Below are 14,775 nucleotides of genomic sequence, written 5' to 3'. Positions count from 1 at the left end.
CACCTTCGGGGACACGCCCGGCGCGCCCGCCGACGCCGTCGCCCGGCTGCGGGAGCTCGACCCGGTGGACCCGGAGCCGCTGTACGCGATCGGCGCCTTTCACGCGAGCCGCAAGGACTGGCAGGCGGCGCGCGAGGTCGTCTGGACGGCGGCGGGCTCCGGTACGTTACGCGGCGCCGAGGCCGCCCGCGCCGCCGCCACGGCCATGCCGAGGGCGGGCTCGGCGTTCTCCCGCAGCGTCACGGGGCGGCCCAGCACGTCCGCCCGCAACTGGTTCCAGTACGCGCTCCGCGTCGCGCCGCCGGTCAGGATGATCTCGCCGTCCACCGGGGCGCCGAGCAGGTCCAGATAGTCGAAGCAGAGCCGCTCCACGAACGCCGCGCCGAGCAGGATCGCGGCGTACCGGTCCACGTCGTCGGCCGGCTCGCCCAGCGTGAAGCCCTCGGCCTCGGCCGCCGCGAACGGGAACCGCTCGCCCCGGGAGACCAGCGGATACGTGATGGGAGGGCTCCCATGCGTGCCGTAGCGCGCCAGTGCCTGTCCGGCGAGCGCGTCGAGGTCACGGCCGGGCAGGTCGCGGGCCAGCACGCCCGCGCCGGTGCTCGACGCGCCGCCCGGCAGCCAGGAGCCGTCGGGTGCGCGGTGCGAGTAGACGACGCCGAGCGGGTCGTGGATGAGCTCCCGCGTCACGCCCTTGAGCACCAGGGTGGTGCCGAGCACCGAGTTCCAGCTCCCGGGGCGCAGGGCGCCGGCGCCGAGCTGGGCGGCGCAGCCGTCGGTGGTGCCGGCGATCACCGGCGTGCCCTCGGGGATGCCGGTGACCCGGGCGGCCTCGGCGCACACCGTCCCGAGCCGGGTGCCGGGGCGCACCACCTCGGGAAGCATCCCGGCGGGCACGCCCAGCCCGTCGAGGACCTCGTACGGCCAGCGCTCCTCGATCAGGTCGACGCCGGTCTTGAGCGCGTTGCTCAGGTCGGTGGCGACGGGCCGGCCGGTCAGGCGGCGGTTGACGAAGTCGCTCTGGTGCGCCAGGCGGCCGCCCTCGGGCGGGGACTGCAGCAGCCACAGCAGCTTCGGCAGCGCCCAGTTGGGCTGCATGCGCCGGTAGCCGAGCCGTTCCCAGACGGCCGAGCCGGTCTCGTTGACCCGGTCGGTGAACGCGGCGGCGCGCCGGTCGTCGTACATGAGCGCCGGTGTCAGGGGGGCACCGGAGTCGTCCGTCAGGAGGAGCGTTCCAGAGGTGGCGTCCACGGCGAGGCCCGCCACCGGGCCGGGGACGCCGCGCAGGGCCTCGCGGGTGGCGGCGGCGAGCGCGCGCCACCACTCCTCGGGGTCCTGCTCGTGGCGGGGGCCGTCGCGGTGGCTGGTGAGGGGGCGGCTCGCCGAACCGAGCACCTGCCCGGCCGCGTCGACGGCCATCGCGCGCACGCTCTGGGTGCCGAGGTCGATGCCGAGGTGGACGCTCATGGACGGCTCCGCATCCCGGCCAGCAGCGGCCACGTTCCGGCGGTGGTCCCGCGCAGCGCCAGGAAGTCCCGGTAGGCGTGCTCGTACGGCCCGGGCCGCGGTTCGACGGCCGCGCGCAGGCGTACGTGCCTGTCGGCGGCGGCCCGGAGGTCCTCGCCCAGGCTCCCGGCGCCGGTGGCGGTGAGGCCGACGAGGAAGGCGCCCCGGGCGCCGACCTCGGCGTCCGCCGGGCGCAGCACCGGCAGGCCGGTCACGTCGGCGATGAGCTGCAGCCAGAGCGCGCTGCCCGCGCCGCCGCCGCACACCCGCAGTTCGTGCGGGGGCGGCCCGGAGGCGGCCAGGCAGTCCTGGATGACGAGCGTGAGCCCTTCCAGGACGGCCCGCGCGACGTCCTCGCGGCCGTGCTCGAAGGACATGCCCAGGAACGCGCCCCGGGCGAGCGGGTCGGAGAACGGCGCCCGCTCCCCGGCCGGCGAGAAGTACGGCTGGAACGCCAGCCCGCGCGCGCCGGGCTCGCTCAGCGCGGCCAGTTCGCTCAGCTCCGCCGGATGGCCCAGGCCGAGCAGGCGGCACGCCCACTGGACGACCTCGGTCCCGGCGAAGGTGGGGAAGGCCCGCAGGTAGCCGCCGGGCAGCGCGATCGTGATGCCGACCGGCTCGCCGTCCAGGGCGGGCCGCTCCACGACGCTCTCCACGCACAGCGTGGTGCCCAGGATGCCGCACGCCTGCCCGGCGCTCACCGCCCCGGCGCCGATCGCGGTGGCGGCGATGTCGTACGGGGCCATGACGACGGGCGTGCCGGCGGGCAGGCCGAGCGTCGTGGCGGCGGCGGGGGTCAGCTCGGCCACCCGGCCGCTGTCGTCGCGCAGCTCCGGCAGCAGCCGCTCGGCCCAGCCGAGGCCGAACAGCGACAGCAGTTCGGGCGAGTAGCGGCGGGTCCGCAGGTCCATGAACGGGGCCGAGCCGTCGGACTCGTCGGCGGCGATCACCCCGGTCATCCGGCAGAAGATCCAGCCGCCGCACGTCAGGTTGGCGGCCGAGCGGGCCAGCCGGTCGGGGTCGTGCTCCTTCAGCCAGGTCAGGATCGCGTGCGGCAGCCCGGAGGCGGCCGACGACCCGTTGACCCGGAAGGCCGCCTCGGCCAGGCCGGTCCGGTTCCAGCCGTCGACCACGCCGGCCGCGCGGCCGTCGTTCCAGAGGACGGCCGGGCCGGTCGGCACCCCCGAGGAGTCGACCAGCCAGCAGCCGTCACCCTGGGCGGTCACGGCGACGAACCGGACCGGCCCGGCCAGCTCGGCGGCGACGCCGCGCACCGCGCGGGCGACCGCGTCCCAGACGGCGTCCATGTCCTGCTCGGCGTGGCCGGGCGCGGGACGGGACACGGTGGTCTCGTGCCGGACCACGACCGCCTCCGCGCCCGTCTCGTCGTAGCCGACCGCCTTGATCACCGTGGTGCCGGCGTCGACGCAGATGGCGGCCATCACGCCCTGCCGTGCGAGGTCCTCGACCTGCGCGAGACGGAGTCGACGACCACCGCCAGCAGCAGGACGGCCCCGGTGACCATGAACCTGATGGACGAGTCGAGGTTCAGCAGCGTCAGGCCGCTGGAGATCGACTGGATGACGACGACGCCGAGCAGCGCGCCGAAGGCCGAGCCTCGGCCGCCGAACAGGCTCGTGCCGCCGATGACCGCCGCGGCGATCGCGTTGAGGTTGACGTCGCCGCCGCCGCTGCTCGGGTTGACCGCGGCCAGCCGGGCGGCGGCCATGATGCCGCCCACCGCCGCGAACGTCGAGCAGAGCACGAACACGGTGGTGAACACGGCCTTGACGTTGATGCCGGCGCGTCGCGCGGCCTCCACGTTGCCGCCGACGGCGTAGACCGACCGGCCCCACTTCGTCCGGGACAGCAGGTAGTGCATGATCAGCACGAGCGCCACGAAGAAGACGAACATCCAGCCGACGCCGCGCGTCTGTCCCAGGTACCAGACCACGAACCCGAGCGCGGCCAGCAGCGCCACGCTCCTGACGGCGAGCGCGGTCATGCTCCTGGCCGACAGCCCCGCCTTGCGGCGCTCCCTGGCGTGCAGGAAGCCGCTGACGAACAGCGCGCCCGCGGCGACCACCGCGAGCGTGTACGACAGCCAGGCGGGCACGAACGCGAACTGGGCGAAGTTCACCAGTCCGGAGTCGAACGGCAGGTTGATCGACCCGTTGGTGCCGAGCACGTACAGCTGCAGCCCGAGGAAGCCCAGGAGTCCGGCCAGCGTGATGACGAAGCTCGGCACCCCGAACCGGTTGAACAACTGCGCGTACAGCCAGCCGACCACCGCGCCGAGCACGACGGCGGCGAAGATCGCGAGCCAGACCGGCAGCCCCTTGACGACGAACAGCACCGCCAGGACCGCGCCCGACAGCCCGCTGACCGAGCCGACCGACAGGTCGATCTGGCCCACGAGCAGCACGCACACGATGCCGAGCGCGATCACGCCGACGGCGGCCGACTCCAGCGTGAGGTTCACCAGGTTGGCGCTGGACAGGAAGACCGGGTTGAGGACCTGCAGGACGGTCCAGATGACGATCAGCCCGACGACCACGGGGATCATGCCGAGGTCGCCGCCGCGGGCCCGCTCGACCACGTCGGTGAGCGCGCCACGCAGGCCGTCGCGGCTCTGGAGCCGCTCGTCCTGGCGGTCGGTGGTCGTCGTCACGACTGCTGTCCTTCCTGCCCGCGTGCGGCCCGCTGGGCCACGACGTTGTCGGTGGCGCCGGTGATCGCGGCGATGATGTCCTCGGCGGAGACGTCCTTCACGGGGAAGACGCCGTTGTTGCGGCCGAGCCGGAGCACCGCCACCGTGTCGGCGACGGCCTTCACGTCCGCCATGTTGTGGCTGATCATGATGACGCCGAGGCCGTTCTCGCGCAGCCGCTCGACCAGGTTGAGCACCTCGGCCGTCTGGGCGACGCCCAGCGCGGCGGTCGGCTCGTCCAGGATGATGACCTTCGGGTCGCCGAGCAGCGACCTGGCGATGGCCACCGTCTGCCGCTGCCCGCCGGACAGCGCCGCGACCGGCACCCGCACGCTGGGGATCTTCGCCGAGAGCTGCCGGAGCAGCTCCCACGAGCGGGTCTCCATCGCCACGTCGTTCAGCCGCAGCGGGCGGATCTCCTGGCCCAGGAACAGGTTCTGGATCACGTTGAGGTTCTCGCACAGGGCGAGGTCCTGGAAGACGGTGGCGATGCCCAGCTTGTGGGCCGCCGCCGGGGTGGGGATCTGCACCTGCCGGTCGGCGAACGTGATCGTCCCCGAGTCCGGCGGATGCACCCCTGAAAGGATCTTGACCAGCGTGGACTTGCCGGCCCCGTTGTCGCCGACCACGGCCACGACCTCGCCGGCGGCGACGTCGAGCGCGATGTCGGTGAGCGCGGCGACCGCGCCGAAGGTCTTGCTGATCCCGCGCAGGGACAGGACGCTCACGAGACTCCCTACTTGATGCCGAGCTCGGTGCAGCCCTCGGCGTACTCGGCCGTGCACACGTCGGCGGCCTTCATGATGCCGCTGTCGAACAGCACTTCCTTGATGTTCTCCCGCGTCACCACGGTCGGCGTGAACAGCTGCGACGGCGTGTTGAACAGCGTCGCCTCACCGGCGGGCTTCTCGCCCTTCATGAACTTGAAGGCGACGTCGGCCGCGGCCTCGGCCACGATCTTGATCGGCTTGGAGATCGTGTTGTACTGGTCGCCCTTGATGATGCGCTGGGCGGCGGCCACCTCGGCGTCGTTGCCCGTCACCGGCGGCACGTCCTTGCCCGCCGCCTTGAACGCGGCGATCGTGCCGCCGCCGGTGCCGTCGTTGGCCGCCACCACACCGACGATCTGGTCGCCGAACTGGGTGATCTGGCCGCTGACCCAGGTCTGCGCCTTCTCCGGCTGCCAGTCGGGGGTGTCGTACTCGGCCAGCAGCTTGAAGCCGCTGTTGTCGATCGCCGAGTGGATGCCCTTCTTGATCAGGCCGGCCGCGGCGTCGGTGGGGGAGCCGTTCACCTGCAGCAGGCCGCCCTCGGCCTTCTCCGCCTTGAGGTGGTCGACCAGCGACTGGCCGATCATCGCGCCGATCTTCTCGTTGTCGAAGGAGATGTAGTAGTCGGCGGGCGTGGCCGGGATCGGCCGGTCGTAGGCGATGATCGGCACGCCCTGCGCCTGCGCGGACTTGACGATGGTGGCCGCGGCGGCGGAGTCGACCGGGTCGATCACGATCGCCTTGACGCCCTGCGCCAGCGCGGAGTTCGCCTGCTGCTGCTGCTTGGCGGCGTCGGAGTCGGCGTTCTGGTAGATGACGCTGCAGCTCGCGCAGAGCGCCTTCACCTTGGCCTCGAACAGCGGCCGGTCCTGCAGCTCGTACCTGGTGGAGGCGAGGTCGGGCATGAGGAAGGCCACCTTGGCGTTCTCGACGCCGCCGGTGCCGCCGGTGCTGCCGCTACCCGCGTCGCCGCCGGTGGAGCCGGAGCCGCACGCGGCGAGCGCGGAGGTCGCGAGGACCGCCGCCGCCGCGATCCGGATCTTGGTTGTGTTCACGGGATCATTCCTCACTCGCTACGTCCTCACGGACGATCTCGTTGCGTCGCGTCCCCCGAGTGCGACCAGGGACGTCCCTCACACCGGGTCACGTCCTGTGGTCTGCCTCACGCTAGCCCGACCCAGAATATTTGTCCAGCAATTCTGTTCAGCGAGTTTGCGTGGCTGTGGCCTGGTGTTCACCCCGGAGGGTCAGCGGGTGGCGGCGAGCAGGCTCTCGGCCGTGAGCGCGTCGGTGACGAGCTGGTTGAAGTAGCCGCCCCTGGCGCCGGCCACGATGGACAGCACCTTCTCGGCGCCCACCGCGACCGCGATCGAGTGCGGGATGCGCCGCAGCTCGTCGAGCCCGGCCGCGACCAGGCGCTCGCTGCCCGGATAGCCCACCGGCTCGCCGTCGCGGTCGTAGAAGCGCGAGCACACGTCGCCGACGGCCTCGCGCAGCGTCGGCGCGTCGCGCGGCACGAACGCGGGCACCACCTGCCGCATCAGCGGCGGCGAGCCCACGCCCACGATCGCGCACTTGGCGTGCGCCCACTGGTCCATCACCCGGCGCACCGACGGCTCGTGCCGCAGCGAGTAGAACAGCTCGGGGCCGGGCAGCGCGGGTGCGTAGAGGTAGCTCGGCACGCCGCCGACCCGCTCGGCCAGCAGCCGGGTGGTCTCGTTGGTCTGGAACCAGGGCTGCGGGTCCTGCTGGCCGCCCACCGCCGGCGCGATCGTCACGCCCGGATAGCGGCCCAGGCTCTCGCCGGCACACTCGTACACCGTGCTGCCCGACGACACCAGCACCACGTCGCCCGACTTCAGCTCCGCGCCCGCCAGCGCCCTGGCCAGGCCTGGAGCCAGCCAGGGGCCCAGCGCGGGACCGCTGACCCGGGGCACCAGGTGGACGCGCCGCAGCCGCAGCGCCTCGGCGACCTCGCCGGCCAGCGGGCCCTCGGCCAGCGTGGCGGGCCGGTTGACCCGGATCTCGACGATGCCCTGCTTGCGGGCCTCCGTGAGCAGGCGGCTCACCGTCGCCCGGCTCACCCCGAGCCGCTTGGCGATGTCGGCCTGCGTGGCGTCCTGGAGGTAGTACTGCGACGCCGCCGCGTACATCAGCTCATGCGGGAAGCGGGCTTCCTGTACGGCGTCGTCGTTCATGGAGCGCGCTCCCTGGATCGTGAACGTTGTTGCTGAACGGATGCGCTTTTGACTATACCTTCGTGTTCGCCAGAGAAAAGGTTAGAGGGATCCGGCGATCAGGGCGTCCCCCAGCGGCGTCCGCGAGTAGAGCACGCTGCGGCCCGTCCGGGTGCCGGTGATCAGGCCGCTGCCGCGCAGCGCCGCCACGTGCCCGCCGGTCCCGCCGATGCTCTGCCCGAGCAGCGCGGCCAGGTGCGTCGTGGTCGCCGGAGTGGCCAGCTCGGCCAGGATGCGCGCCCGCGTGCGGCCGATCAGCGCCGCCAGCCCGGCGCCGCCCGCCGCCGGAGGCTCCACGCCGGTGCCGCGCGCCGGGTAGACCAGCGCGTACGGCCACGCCTCCGCCAGGTACGCGCCCACGCTCGTGATGAACACCGACGGCACGAACAGCAGTCCCCGGCCGCCCAGCCGGTGCCGCTCCAGCCCGCGCACCCCGACCGTGATGTGCCCGTCGTCGTGCCAGCGCACCTGCTCGCTCAGGTCCTCCAGGGCCGCCGCCCAGCCGTACGTCGCCAGCCGCCCGGCCCGCTGCACCACGTCGCGTTCCAGGACGGCGTGGAACCGGGGCCAGCCGTACTGGATGATCTCCGTCCACAGCGCCTCGTACGCCCCGGCCACCAGGCGGACCACGTCGCCGCCCATCAGCAGGTCCCGGATCGGCGCGGGCGCCGGCGGGCGGGCGGCCAGCACGTGGGCGATCTCCGCGTGCGCCTGCTCCACCGGCGTGTCGCGCAGCGCCGCCAGCTCCTCCTCGAACGGCACGCTCATCCCGGCGGGCGGCGGCGCGACGAAGTCCACGTTGTCCGCCCCCGCGTTGCCGGCCACCCACATGATCGCGGACAGCGCCGGGTGGCGGCGCTCCAGCTCCAGGTACGTCTCGCGCCATCGCTCCAGCCAGCGCCGATGCGGGCCCGGACCGGCCCGGCCGGTCAGCACCCACTGCGCGTGCATGGTCTCGATCAGCGGCGAGACGGCGAACCTGCTGGCCGCAACGTCCTGCGGGGTCACCTCGATCCGCACACTCACCTTTCGGTTATATCCGAAAGCGTCGCCCTGTCGCGCCCGCACCCCCACCATCGGTTCCGGCGGCCCCTTCCTCCCTCGGGGCCGCCCCGGCCGTAAAGGAGTCGTGCGTTGTCCACCGAACGCGGTGCCACCTTCCGAGAGGTGTTCGCGGTAGGCGAGTTCCGGGTGCTGTTCGGCAGCTTCGCGCTGCTCGTGGCCGGCGATTCGATCAAGATGCTGGCGCTGTCGGTGCTGGTCTACGCCCAGACGGGCTCGCCGGGGCTGTCGGCCGCCGCCTACATGGCGGGCTGGCTGCCGTACATCGTCGGCGGGCTCTTCCTCCTCTCGCTCGCCGACCGGCTCCCGGCCCGGGGCGTCATGGTCGCCGGAGAGCTGGTCCGGGTCGTGGTGTGCCTGCTGCTGGCCTACGCGGGGCTGCCGGTGTGGGCGATGCTCGCGCTGGTGCTGGTCACCGGGCTGTTCTCGCCCGTCTTCGGCGCCGCGCGCAGCGCCCTGCTGCCCGAGGTGCTGCCCGGCGACGCCTTCGTCCTCGGCCGCTCCCTGCTCGGCGTCACCTCCGCCGGCGCCCAGATCGCCGGCCTCGCCGTCGGCGGCGCCTTCCTCGCCGTCGCCGGTCCCCACACCGCCCTCGCCGCCACGGCCGCGCTCTCCGCCGTCGCCGCACTCGTCCTCCGCCTCGGCCTCCCCCGCCGAGCCGCCCGCGCCGCGTCCCCCACCCACGCCGAGTCCGAGGGGCGGATCGCGGGCGCGTCCGGGGGGCCGGCTGCCGTCTCGGCACGCCGTCGGGTCTGGAAGGTGCGTTCCCCCGGAAGGGGGGTGTCCGACGGGGCGGTGCGGGAGACGCTGCGGGTGAACCGCATGCTCGTCGCCGACCGGCGGGTACGGGGGCTGCTGCTGGCGTCCTGGGTGCCGACCCTGTGCGTGGCCGGGGCGGAGGCGATGATCGTGCCGTACCTGGGCGGCCAGGGACAGGCGGGCGTGGTGCTGGCGGCGGCGGCCGGCGGCATGGCGGTGGGCGAGTTCGCCGTCGGCAGGTTCGCCGCGCCGATGGTGCGGGAGCGGCTGTCGTTGCCGCTGGCGGTGCTGCTCGGGCTGCCCTGGCTCGGGTTCCTGGCGGGGCCGGGCGTCGGCTGGGCGGCCGTGCTGGCGGCCCTGGCGGCGGCGGGCCTGTCGTACCAGCTCGGCCTCCAGCGCCGCTTCCTGGAGGCGGTCCCCGAGGCGGTCCGCGGCCAGGCGTTCGGCCTGCTGTCGGCCGGCATGATGACCGGCCAGGCCGTCGGCGCCGCCCTGGTCGGCGTGCTCGGCGAGGCGTTCTCCCCGCGCCTGGCCATCGTCGTCGCCGGCGCGGCGGGCGTCGCCGTGGCCCTCGCCCTCGCAGGCTCCCTGCGCCCCTCCCCGCACCCCGCGTGACACCGCTATACCGGCAGGCGGTCCCTCTCCTTCGGTAACCGGCTCACGGCGCTGCCGATCAGCGCCATGTGGGACCGGTGAGGCGGGTCATGGGGGAAGTTCGCCGGAGCCGCGGGGGACGAGGCGGACCGGCAGCAGCGGGTGCTCCGAGGGCCCGGTGTCGCCCGCGAGGCGGCGGAACAGGAGCTCGGCCGCCGTCCGGCCCATCCCGGCAGGGTCCTGGGCGACCACGGTCACGCCGGGCACCAGCAGGTCGGCCAGTTCGAAGTCGTCGAACCCGACCAGCGCCATCGGCCGCCCGGCGAGCGCGCGCAGGACGGTGACCGTGAGCCGGCCGTTGCCGGTGAACACCGCCGTCGGGGGGTGCTCCAGGGCCAGCATGCGCTCCAGGTCCGACCGTACGGAATCGAGCGAGGGCGGCCGCATGGCGACGAGCCGCTCGTCCTGGAGACCGCCCAGGGCGGCGCGGTATCCGTGCAGCCGTCGCGCGGCCGTGTAGATCGACGGGTCGTCGCCGAGGAAGGCGATCCGGCTGTGCCCGCACGCCATCAGGTGGCGGGTGGCCAGGGCGGCGCCGCCGGCGTTGTCGCTGAGCACGGTGTCGACGTCCACGCCGGGCCCCGGCGGCCGGTCGGCGAAGACCGCCGGGGTGCCCGCGTCGAGCTCGGGGCGCAGGTAGGAATGGTCGTCACCGGCGGGCACCACGATCAGCCCGTCGACCCGGCGGGTGCAGAACGTGCGCACCAGCTCGCGCTCCCTGGCCGGCTCCTCGCTGGAGGAGCCGCTGAGCAGCAGGCATCCGTAGGCGGCGGCGACGTCCTCGACGGCCCTGCTCAGTGAGGCGTAGAACGGGTCGGCCACGTCCTCGATGACCAGCCCGATCGTGGCGGTGCGGCCCCGGCGCAGCACCCGGGCGCTCTCGTTGCGGCTGTAGCCGAGCGACTCGATGGCGGCGCGCACCCGGTCGGCCGTGGCGGGATGGACGCCCGGCTCGCCGTTGACCACACGGGACACGGTCTTGAGCGCCACACCGGCCGCCGAGGCGACGTCCTTCATCGTCGGTCTCACGACCAGATCCTGCCTCACCAGTCCGGCGCAGACAACGTTGTCAATGGATATGGGAAGGTAGATCCGCTATGAGATCTGCTCTCCTCGTGGCCGGGATTGTGCTGGCCGCGCTGAACCTGCGCCCGGCGATCGCCGGCATCTCACCCCTCCTCGACGAGATCATGACCGACACCGGCCTCACGCCCGCGGGCGGCGGGGCCATCACCACGGTCATGGTGGTGTGCCTGGGCGTGTTCGGGCCGGTGGCGCCGATGCTGGCCAGGCGGATCGGGCTGGACCGCACGCTGCTGGCGGGCCTGCTGCTGCTGGCCGGCGGCGTGGCGGTGCGCGGCCTCGACGGCCCGCTGGTGCTGTACGCCGCCGTCGCCGTCGCGGCCACGGCCATCGCGGTGATGAACGTCGCCATGCCCGGCATCGTGAAGCAGCACTTCCCCGGCCGGGTCAACCTGCTGACCGGCGTCTACAGCGCCGGCATCGTGGGCGGGGCCGCCGCGTCCTCGGCGCTGGTCGTCCCGCTGGAGCGGGTCACCGGCTACGGCTGGCGCGGCGTGTCGGCGCTTGTGGCGGTGCCCGCGCTGGTGGCGGCGCTGGTCTGGCTGCCGCAGGCGTACGGCAGGCAGGCACCGCCGCAGCAGGGGCCGCGGCCGTTCCGCGCGATCGTGCGCAGCCGGGTGACCTGGTACGTGACCGCGTGGATGGGCCTGCAGTCGCTCACCTTCTACGTCATGCTCGCCTGGCTGCCGAAGATCTTCCTGGACGCCGGGCTGCCCGCGGACCAGGCGGGCTACCTGCTGAGCCTGACGACGCTGGTCCAGGTGGGCGCGACGCTGGCGGTGCCGGTGCTGGCCGGGCGGCGGCCGTCGCAGCTGCCGTACGTGATGGCGGCGACGCTGCTGACGGCGGCCGGGTACGTGGCGATGCTGGTCGCGCCGACGACCGTGCCGTGGCTGTGGATGATCGTCCTGGGCGTCGGGCAGGGCGCGGCGTTCGCGCTCGCGCTGCTGATCATCGCGTTGCGGCCGGCCGATCCGGCTTCGGTGACCGCGCTGTCGGCCGTGGCGCAGTCGGTGGGCTACCTGTTGGCCGCGCTGGGGCCGGTGGCGTTCGGGCTGCTGCGGCAGGCGTCCGGCGGATGGACGGCGCCGCTGCTGTTCGGGCTGGCGATGGTGGGGCTGCAACTGGTCGCTGGTTGGTTCGCCGGACGCCCTGCTACCTTAGGCAAGGCTAACCTATAGGCGAAGGGATCGGACGTGCTGACCGAGGTGCTCGAACGCATGGCCGCCGCGCGTGGCGGCGTGATCGGTGTCGAGCCGGGCCTGGTCATCGATCCCGACGAGAGCTGGACGCCCGCCGCCGAGCTGGCGCGTGAGCCGTACACGCTGCTGGGCGAGCTGGTCGACCAGACGGCGGCGCGGTGGAACGCGCCACGGCACGTGGGCGCGGCGCTGTTCTGGAAGACCTACGGCTACTGGCACACGCTGCCGATGGCGCTCGGCTGGGCGCTGGACGGGCGGGTGCCGATCATGCGGCTGGCCGACACGTACTTCAAGGTGTCCGACGCCGGGGTGACGATCGCGGCCACCGGCGTGAGCTGGGCCTCGGGCGCCGGGGCGATCGGCGACGCGCTCGCCGAGTCGCAGGGGCCGCTGGTCAGGGCGCTCAGCGGGCTGGCCAAGGTGGGCGAGCGGACGCTGTGGGGCTCGACCGCCGAGGCCATCGCGCACCCGCTGACGAAGGTCGAGCCGGGCGACTACATGGGGCTGCTCAAGGAGATCGGCAAGCCGGTCGACGGGCTCGTCGAGCCCGCCGGAGACGGCTACTTCCGCAGGACCTGCTGCCTGTGGATCACGCTGCCGGACGTGGAGGCCTGCGGAAGCTGCTGCGTGCTCAGGCCACAGCGCTGATCCCGTCCAGGGGCCGCAGCTCGTCGGCGTAGCTCACCGACACGCGCCGCATGACGCCGGTGCCGTCGATCGAGTACTGGCCGAGCCGCCACAGCGGCGGCGAGTAGGCGTGGATCGAGACGCTGCGTTCCACCGCGCCGGTGAGCCGGTGGATGTGGTCGGGGCCGAACGAGAACGACCGCCCGGCCGCCACCACGGTCTCCAGGTGCTCGCCGCCGATGCGCGGGTTGCACTCCAGCAGCGCCCCCTCGACCACGTGCACCGCGCCCGAGGAGACGTCGTGGTCGTGCCAGCCCGTGTCGTCCTCCGGCCGCCAGCACAGCAACCACACGTCCACGTACGCGTCCCGGTAGAGCGAGGCGTAGTGCCTGCCGCCGTCGGCCGGGAAGGCGACCAGGTCCCCCCAGCCGGCGGGGTCGGCCGCCAGCTCGTCCACCAGGCCGCGCAGCTCGCGCCGGTCCAGCGTGCGTTCCGGGATCCGGCTGCTGATGTGCTCGCTCACGTACGGGACTCCTTTCCGCCGAGGAGGCGGCGTGGGTTGGTGACGGTGACGGCGTGGGCCGCGGCCTCGCCCAGGCCGGGGTCGGGCGCGGTGCCGTACGGCGCGTCGGAGCCGTTGACGACCACGTCGACGCCGAGTTCGCGGACGACGGCGTCGATGGCGCGCGGGCCGTAGGAGGAGGTCTCGACGTAGCAGCCGGGGTCCACCCGGCCCCGGCCGCCGCCGCCCCGGGCGATGAGCCGTTCGGAGTGCAGCGGGGCCAGGCCGGCGAGCAGCGCGAAGCACACCCGCAGCCCGGGGTGCCGGGGCCGGACCTCCGCGTGGAAGCGATGCCAGGCGGCGTGCATCTGCTGCACGTACGGCACGACCGGCGGCCACCACCCGGGCACGTCGCGCTGCCCGGCGGCGGGGCCGGGGTGGACGAACAGCGGGAGGTCGCGGTCGGTGAGGACCTTCAGCAGGGTGTCGTCGAAACCGGCGGTCGCGGGGATCTGCAGCCCGGCGAAACCGCGGTCGAGGTCGGCGGCCAGCCGGTCGGGGTCGGGAGCGCTGTGGCAGGTGGCGGCCCAGGCGCCGAACGGCGGAGGCAGCGCGAGCGCCCCCTCGTGGTAGGCGTCGAGCAGCGGCCACGCCTCTTCCGGGGGCAGCGACTCGATGCCGAGCGGGCTCGACAGCGAGACCAGGGCCAGCTCCAGGCCCGTGGTGTCGCGGTGCTCGTGCACGGCGGGATCCACCTGGTAGGGCGGCTCGCCGTCCAGCAGCAGCGTCCAGCCGTCGAGCCGGGGCGGGACGGCACGGCCGCGCAGCGCGTCGGCGAACGCGGGCGTCCAGACATGCTGATGCACGTCGATGCTCACCGGACAGCTCCTTCCTGTATTTCCGACAGACTTTATCGGAAATTCGTGGTGGCGCAAAGGTGAACCGCTTCAGTGAACCGCTTCACCGCAAAGCCGTCAACGGTCGGGGGCTTCTGTCGGCGCCACGGATTAAGGTGTCAGGATGCCTCGCAAGAGAGCGACGATCCGGGAAGTGGCCCAGGCGACCGGCTTGTCGCCGGCCGCCGTCTCCTACGCGCTGCGCGGCCTGCAGGTGTCCGAGGAGACGATGCAGCGGGTCCGCGCCGCCGCCGACGAGCTCGGCTATGAGGCCGACCCCATCGCCAGGGCCCTCGCCAGCGGCCGCACCGGCATGATCGGGCTGCTCTGCGCCTCTCTCGAAGACCTCTGGCAGCAGTCGCTCGCCGTCGGCATCAGCCGCGGCCTGCGCGAGAAGAACCGCTACGCGCTCATCCTCGACGCCGTCGGCGACCCCGGCCGCGAGCGCGCCCTCGCCCAGCAGCTCCGCGACCAGCGCGTCGACGGCCTGATCGTGCAGCCGCTCGACCCGGCGGCGGCGTTCTGGCCCGAGCTGTGCGAGTCGCTGCCCGTCGTGGCGATCGGCGACTCGCTGGCGGGCACGGCCGGCGAGGTCGTGTTCGACAACCGGCGCGGCGTCACCCTCGCCCTGGAGCACCTGCGCGCCCTCGGCCACCGCCGCGTCGGCGTCCTCGGCGGGCCGCCGGCCGCCGCCTGCAACCAGGCCCGGCTGCACGGCTACCGGGCGGCGCTGGCCGCCGCCGCCGCGCCCGTCCCGCCCGGGTACG

At 73.7% G+C, this 14,775-nt stretch carries 14 protein-coding genes; 4 read left to right on the top strand and 10 right to left on the bottom strand.

The window, feature by feature from the left end:
• Positions 1 to 99: 99 nt before the first annotated feature.
• The 7 genes from ADY59_RS41485 to ADY59_RS41455 all read right to left on the bottom strand — a co-directional run bounded on the left by ADY59_RS41485 (position 100) and on the right by ADY59_RS41455 (position 8,249).
• On the bottom strand, positions 100 to 1,467 hold the full coding sequence (locus tag ADY59_RS41485; protein ID WP_156326067.1) for an FGGY-family carbohydrate kinase: 1,368 nt from the start codon (positions 1,465 to 1,467) through the stop codon (positions 100 to 102).
• Positions 1,464 to 2,948, bottom strand: coding sequence for an FGGY-family carbohydrate kinase (locus ADY59_RS41480; RefSeq protein ID WP_049574965.1), 1,485 nt, complete (start codon positions 2,946 to 2,948; stop codon positions 1,464 to 1,466). The genes ADY59_RS41485 and ADY59_RS41480 overlap by 4 nt, the downstream gene beginning before the upstream one ends.
• On the bottom strand, positions 2,948 to 4,177 hold the full coding sequence (locus ADY59_RS41475; protein ID WP_049574963.1) for a sugar ABC transporter permease: 1,230 nt from the start codon (positions 4,175 to 4,177) through the stop codon (positions 2,948 to 2,950). The genes ADY59_RS41480 and ADY59_RS41475 overlap by 1 nt, the downstream gene beginning before the upstream one ends.
• Positions 4,174 to 4,944 (bottom strand): ATP-binding cassette domain-containing protein, encoded by a 771-nt coding sequence (locus tag ADY59_RS41470; RefSeq protein WP_082310798.1) that lies wholly within the window; start codon positions 4,942 to 4,944, stop codon positions 4,174 to 4,176. Before ADY59_RS41470 ends, ADY59_RS41475 begins: the two co-directional genes overlap by 4 nt.
• 8 nt (positions 4,945 to 4,952) lie before the next feature.
• The gene (locus tag ADY59_RS41465; RefSeq protein WP_197094095.1) at positions 4,953 to 6,041 is read right to left on the bottom strand and encodes an ABC transporter substrate-binding protein; all 1,089 of its coding nucleotides are present in this window, start codon (positions 6,039 to 6,041) and stop codon (positions 4,953 to 4,955) included.
• 192 nt (positions 6,042 to 6,233) lie between these two features.
• Positions 6,234 to 7,184: a sugar-binding transcriptional regulator gene (locus tag ADY59_RS41460; RefSeq protein ID WP_049574960.1), complete on the bottom strand. Its 951-nt coding sequence runs from the start codon at positions 7,182 to 7,184 to the stop codon at positions 6,234 to 6,236.
• 81 nt (positions 7,185 to 7,265) lie between these two features.
• Positions 7,266 to 8,249: an ArsR/SmtB family transcription factor gene (locus ADY59_RS41455; protein WP_231619144.1), complete on the bottom strand. Its 984-nt coding sequence runs from the start codon at positions 8,247 to 8,249 to the stop codon at positions 7,266 to 7,268.
• 108 nt (positions 8,250 to 8,357) lie between these two features.
• Between ADY59_RS41455 and ADY59_RS41450 the strand changes: the two genes are divergently transcribed.
• Positions 8,358 to 9,659, top strand: a complete 1,302-nt coding sequence (locus ADY59_RS41450) for an MFS transporter (protein ID WP_049574956.1) — start codon at positions 8,358 to 8,360, stop codon at positions 9,657 to 9,659.
• Positions 9,660 to 9,746: 87 nt separating this feature from the next.
• On the opposite strand, the gene ADY59_RS41445 is transcribed toward ADY59_RS41450, so the two are convergent.
• Complete coding sequence (locus tag ADY59_RS41445) at positions 9,747 to 10,727, bottom strand: LacI family DNA-binding transcriptional regulator (RefSeq protein ID WP_231619143.1); 981 nt, start codon at positions 10,725 to 10,727, stop codon at positions 9,747 to 9,749.
• 68 nt (positions 10,728 to 10,795) lie between these two features.
• On the opposite strand from ADY59_RS41445, the gene ADY59_RS41440 reads away from it, so the two are divergent.
• Together ADY59_RS41440 and ADY59_RS41435 are read left to right on the top strand one after the other, a co-directional pair.
• Positions 10,796 to 11,962 carry a CynX/NimT family MFS transporter gene (locus ADY59_RS41440; protein ID WP_049574952.1) on the top strand — a complete coding sequence of 389 codons (1,167 nt, stop codon included), beginning with the start codon at positions 10,796 to 10,798 and terminating at the stop codon, positions 11,960 to 11,962.
• Between the two features lie 15 nt (positions 11,963 to 11,977).
• The gene (locus ADY59_RS41435; RefSeq protein ID WP_049574951.1) at positions 11,978 to 12,631 is read left to right on the top strand and encodes a (2Fe-2S)-binding protein; all 654 of its coding nucleotides are present in this window, start codon (positions 11,978 to 11,980) and stop codon (positions 12,629 to 12,631) included.
• Here ADY59_RS41435 and ADY59_RS41430 read toward each other — a convergent pair.
• Positions 12,615 to 13,133 (bottom strand): cysteine dioxygenase, encoded by a 519-nt coding sequence (locus ADY59_RS41430; RefSeq protein WP_049574948.1) that lies wholly within the window; start codon positions 13,131 to 13,133, stop codon positions 12,615 to 12,617. The two genes, ADY59_RS41435 and ADY59_RS41430, sit on opposite strands and share 17 nt — an antisense overlap.
• Positions 13,130 to 13,990 carry an amidohydrolase family protein gene (locus tag ADY59_RS41425; RefSeq protein ID WP_049574946.1) on the bottom strand — a complete coding sequence of 287 codons (861 nt, stop codon included), beginning with the start codon at positions 13,988 to 13,990 and terminating at the stop codon, positions 13,130 to 13,132. Before ADY59_RS41425 ends, ADY59_RS41430 begins: the two co-directional genes overlap by 4 nt.
• A gap of 142 nt (positions 13,991 to 14,132) precedes the next feature.
• On the opposite strand from ADY59_RS41425, the gene ADY59_RS41420 reads away from it, so the two are divergent.
• The coding region (locus ADY59_RS41420; RefSeq protein ID WP_049574968.1) for a LacI family DNA-binding transcriptional regulator at positions 14,133 to 14,775 on the top strand (643 nt) is incomplete at its 3' end.

This window comes from Nonomuraea sp. SBT364 (genome assembly GCF_001083785.1).
Lineage (GTDB): Bacteria > Actinomycetota > Actinomycetes > Streptosporangiales > Streptosporangiaceae > Nonomuraea.
The sequence above is the reverse complement of the archived record's forward strand: the minus strand, read 5'-3'. Positions and strand labels throughout refer to the sequence as shown.

Bases quoted from the DNA above. Each gene is read 5' to 3' on its own strand.
- ADY59_RS41485 (WP_156326067.1), bottom strand. From the start codon at position 1,467: ATGAGCGTCCACCTCGGCATCGACCTCGGCACCCAGAGCGTGCGCGCG.
- ADY59_RS41480 (WP_049574965.1), bottom strand. From the start codon at position 2,948: ATGGCCGCCATCTGCGTCGACGCCGGCACCACGGTGATCAAGGCGGTC.
- ADY59_RS41460 (WP_049574960.1), bottom strand. From the start codon at position 7,184: ATGAACGACGACGCCGTACAGGAAGCCCGCTTCCCGCATGAGCTGATG.
- ADY59_RS41440 (WP_049574952.1), top strand. From the start codon at position 10,796: ATGAGATCTGCTCTCCTCGTGGCCGGGATTGTGCTGGCCGCGCTGAAC.